Source organism: Nitrospira sp. BLG_2, assembly GCF_049222245.1.
The window spans coordinates 1-4740 of record NZ_JBLYIG010000661.1 but is presented as its reverse complement, the minus strand read 5'-3'; the positions used below and the strand labels follow the sequence as shown (position 1 = coordinate 4740).

Annotated in this window: 4 protein-coding genes; 3 read left to right on the top strand and 1 reads right to left on the bottom strand. The window is 57.4% G+C overall.

Annotation, left to right across the window (positions count from 1 at the left end):
- The 3 genes from ACOSYY_RS17525 to ACOSYY_RS17515 all read left to right on the top strand — a co-directional run.
- Positions 1-1019: sulfatase-like hydrolase/transferase (locus tag ACOSYY_RS17525; RefSeq protein WP_421664121.1), on the top strand; the 1019-nt coding region annotated here is incomplete at its 5' end.
- Between the two features lie 720 nt (positions 1020-1739).
- Complete coding sequence (locus ACOSYY_RS17520; protein WP_421664120.1) at positions 1740-2297, top strand: hypothetical protein; 558 nt, start codon at positions 1740-1742, stop codon at positions 2295-2297.
- Positions 2272-4311, top strand: coding sequence for an amylo-alpha-1,6-glucosidase (locus ACOSYY_RS17515; RefSeq protein WP_421664119.1), 2040 nt, complete (start codon positions 2272-2274; stop codon positions 4309-4311). The genes ACOSYY_RS17520 and ACOSYY_RS17515 overlap by 26 nt, the downstream gene beginning before the upstream one ends.
- Before the next feature lie 32 nt (positions 4312-4343).
- Here the strand turns inward: ACOSYY_RS17515 and ACOSYY_RS17510 are convergent.
- Positions 4344-4740: outer membrane beta-barrel protein (locus tag ACOSYY_RS17510; RefSeq protein WP_421664118.1), on the bottom strand; the 397-nt coding region annotated here is incomplete at its 5' end.

Here is a 4740-nt window from a genome sequence, read left to right as displayed (position 1 = left end):
CGACCGAGGATCCGCGCTTCGGCCGCGTCGGTAAGCAGGTGTGCAAGGACACCGGACCGCTGACCAAAAAGCGGATGGAAACAATCGACGACGACATTGTCGCACGGGCGGTAGAGTTCGTGACCCGGCAGAGCAAGGCCGGCAAGCCGTTCTTCGTGTGGATCAACTCGACCCACATGCATTTGCGTACACACACCAAGCCAGAGAGCCTCGGTCAGTCAGGGCGCTGGCAAAGTCCTTACCATGACGCCATGATCGATCACGACAAAAACGTCGGCACCGTACTCAAGGCGCTAGACGAATTAGGCATCACGAACAACACCTTCGTCCTGTACAGCACCGACAACGGCCCGCACATGAATACGTGGCCGGATGGCGCCATGACGCCGTTTCGCAACGAGAAAAACTCGAACTGGGAAGGTGCCTATCGGGTCCCTCTTGCCGTGCGCTGGCCTGGACATATCAAACCGGGACAGGTGTCGAATGAGTTGGTAGCCCATTATGACTGGCTACCTACACTTGCAGCCGTCGCTGGCGACACACAAGTGAAAGAGAAACTGCTCAGGGGGTATAAGGTCGGGGACATGGCCTATAAAGTCCACCTCGATGGGTACAATCTTGTGCCTTACCTCACAGGCCAGGCCGACAAAGGTCCCAGGCAATCCTTCATCTATATCAATGACGACCAGCAGATGACCGCGCTCAGGTACGACAACTGGAAGCTCGTCTTCATGGAGCAGCGGATGGAGGGAACCTTCCGGGTTTGGTCTGAGCCGTTCGTTTCTCTACGTGTGCCGAAGATCTTCAATCTGCGGACCGACCCCTACGAGCGGGCCGACATCACCTCGAACACCTACTATGACTGGCTCCTGGATCACGTTTTCCTGCTCGTGCCGGCTCAAGCTTATGTGGCTAACTTTCTCACAAGCTTCATGGACTATCCGCAGCGCCAGAAGGCCGCAACGTTCAATCTTGATGAGGTTCTGGACAAGATGAAAGAAGGTGGAGGCGGGAAGTAAGGCTCACAATTCGCCCATCGAGACCTGTTGTTTCTAGCGGTGCGGCTGGAATGTGCTGATGGATATCCCAATAGCTGAAATCCAGCGAGCAGGAAATCTGAAACAGAGTTATGTAACAGTCGAGAGGTAGCATCACGCGGCCAGTTTTGCCGTTCCTCAATCTGCTGTTGGGTAGACGGAGAGGTTGAGGGGGCAACTCTCTACCGGTAGTCCTCGCCCACCAGCGTTGACTACATTTGTTCCAGTCAACAGTCGACCAAATGTCCGGTTGCCGTGAAGCGGTAGGCGGGCCTGTGGTCCTCCTCAATGGGTTCACAGCAAATGTGTCCATCCAACAACACCTTCAGCATCTGATGCCAAGGACACGTGCCGACCAGGGAACGGCGGGGGGTTGCCCAAGGCTTCTCGCGGTCGTGCGTAATCCGTTGTTCATCCAAAGAAATGGTAGTGATTGGCGATTGGAATTGCCTGAGTTCGGCTGCTGAGACTTTCCTTCGTTCCAACGCATAGCACGCAGAGCAATACGAACAACCGCGCTCGAAAGGTTCAAGAGCCTACGCAAGTAATTACTCCTTCCCGTTCTCGGACAACGCCCGTCCAAATACGGTCAATTTTGCAGTTGCTTCGCGCATGGCGTGTTACCTATGATTCCTCGCGACAGAACGACAAGTTATCTCCAGATTAGACGACCGTCTAGGGCATTTGATAACGGTTCCTGCAATGTCTCTTTCGCGACGCCGGTTTTTGAAACTCTCGGTCGGGACATTTACGGCTGTGGCGATTGCCGATAAGACCCTCGCACTGCAATCCATTATGAAGATGGACACTACGCTGGACGATCCAGCGGACCGCTTAAGGAGAAACAAAGAAGTAACGAAAAGGAATCCCCTGGAGACGGAAAGCATGGAGGGTCTCCTCGAGCGAACGCCTGCGCGGAAGAGGGTGACGCGGCTCAAGGGAGTACGGGGTCGCATCAGGTTTGAGACGGGGGATGGGGCGGCCTACCTCCTTGAGGTCGAAGATGGCGAATTGGAGTTGACGACCGGCGGCGACGATGCTCAAGCCGTTGTGGTCTGCGATACCAAGGCCTTGGTCGAACGGTTGCTTCGTGGCGAGGCAAACCTGATCGTAGAAACGTTGCAAGGTCACGCCAACATAAGCGGCGACGTGGCGTTGATTATTAAGGTGACCCTCGAACTACAGGCTGAATCCCCATTTGCGGTTGGAGAACAGAATCCTAAGAAGGCGTGCCATGAGCGAAACGATCAGCATCCTTGATGGGAATACGTTTGTTGTCAGCGATCGACGCGGCGATATCGAAGCCACGCCAGTCGATAATCATGGGCTGTTTCTTGACGACACACGGTTCCTCTCCCGTTGGATCCTCACGGTGGACGGCCGCAAGGGGACCGTCCTTTCGACTGATCGCACCCACTATTTTTCTTCGCAGTTCTACATGGCCCTGTCGACGGGGACCATGTACATCGATTCGGATATCTCCTTAGTGCGTCGGCGTACAGTTGGGGATGGGTTCATAGAAGAGATCTTAGTCGCCAACCATGGCAAGAAACCGAAGACGTTGGCGGTGCGGCTTGACGTAGGATCAGACTTTGCCGATCTCTTCGAGGTGAAAGACAAGGAGCTGACGAAGAAAGGCGTGCTCTATCGTCGGCTCGACCAAGGAAGATTGACGCTGGGATACCGACGCGAGCGTTTCGTCCGAGAAACTTGGATCACGAGTAGCGCTCCGGCGACTATGCAGGAAGACGCCCTTACATTTAAAGTCGAGGTACCTGCGCAAGGAATGTGGAAGACCTCCCTCGAGATTGTGGCTGTCAAGAACCCGGGAAGACAGGTGAAGCCGCGGGTAAAATACTCTCTCGAAGATGTCGAACCGCGCCCCGAACTTGGTCAGAGCCTGCAGGACTGGATCGCGGCGGCGCCACGACTGATCTCTTCCTGGGAGCCGCTGGGGCGGAGCTACCAGCAGAGCCTGCTCGACTTGGCGGCGCTGCGGTTTCGGACCAGAGTCGCCCCCGGTGCGCTCCCAGCCGCCGGCCTCCCTTGGTTCATGGCACTCTTCGGACGCGACAGCCTCATCACCAGTTTCCAAACCCTTCCCTTCTGTCCTGAACTCTCCGCGACGACCTTGCGTCTCTTGGCTCTGCTTCAAGGCCGCGTGGACGATCCCTTCCGCGATGAGGAGCCCGGCAAGATCCTGCACGAGATGCGTCTCGGCGAGACGGCGGCTTTTGAAGAACGTCCTCATTCCCCTTACTATGGCTCGGCGGACGCCACACCGCTGTTTCTTATCCTGCTGGAGGAGTATGAACGATGGACGGGAGATCGGCAACTTGCGGGTTCGCTGCAACGCGAGGCGCGCGCGGCCATGACGTGGATAGATCGGTATGGAGATTGCGACGGCGACGGCTACGTGGAGTACGAGCGGCGCAACAAGACAACCGGTCTTGAGAACCAGTGCTGGAAGGATTCCTGGGACTCGATTGCATTCGCCGATGGACGGCTGGCGCCGCCCCCTCGCGCGACTTGCGAGATCCAGGGCTATGTGTATGACGCCAAACGGCGGACGGCGCGTCTTGCGCGCGACGTCTGGGGCGATCCCGAGTGGGCGAAACAGCTCGAACAGGAGGCCGAGTCATTAAAAGAGCGGTTCAATCGCGACTTCTGGATCCCCGAGCGAGGGTTCTTCGCCCTGGCTCTCGACGGCAGTAAACGGAAGGTCGACTCGCTCACATCGAATATCGGTCACCTTCTTTGGAGTGGCATCGTAGACCGTGACAAGGCCGACCGCTGCATGCGCCATCTCATGGGAGATGAGCTTTTTTCGGGCTGGGGTGTGCGAACGATGGGGAAAAGTGAAGGCTCTTATAATCCTATCGGATACCACGTCGGCACCGTGTGGCCGCATGATACCTCGATTGTCGCCTGGGGCCTGCGGCGCTACGGCTACCGCGCGGAGGCGGCGCGTCTGGCGCTCGCCATCCTGGAGGCCGCTGTCTTCTTCGATTACCGCTTGCCCGAGACATTCGCCGGCTACCAGCGCGCGGTCACACGCTTTCCCGTGGAATACCCCACCGCCTGCAGCCCTCAGGCATGGGCGACCGGTGCGCCCCTGCTCCTCATCCGTACACTCCTTGGGCTCGAATCGGACGGAGAGCACCTTATCGTCGATCCGGCCATTCCGGCGCCGATCGAGCGTCTCGAACTCCTTGACATACCTGGGCGCTGGGGACGAATGGACGCTTTCGGTCGGGCGCGGTTCCAGAAATGATGCTATTTCTTGTACCGCGAGTGGATTCGACCTCACGGTGAGTCGAAGCTCAAGAGAACTCCCAACAACAGCAGATGCTGCCCCGGCGTAAGACCGATTTCACCGGGACGAAGCTCGCCATTCTTGAAAAACCCGCCCCCGACTCCAGTGGAGTCGTCGTAACGGTGTTCGACCCGCGCGACAGTGCTCATCCATTTGTACGGAAATTTATACTCGACGGTGGACGTGATGGCCTTCACGAATTGTTCGGCTCCTGTCCATCGACCGTTCCGATCCCAGTAGAATTCCGGTCGCAATGCCACGGACCAGGGACCCGTGATATGCCATCTCACGACTATATTGCCTCCCATGACAAAGGCTCGCGGGCTACCGGGCCGTCCCGCAATGCTCTCGGTTCCAATGTCGAAGGACGCCGCGACCGTCACATTG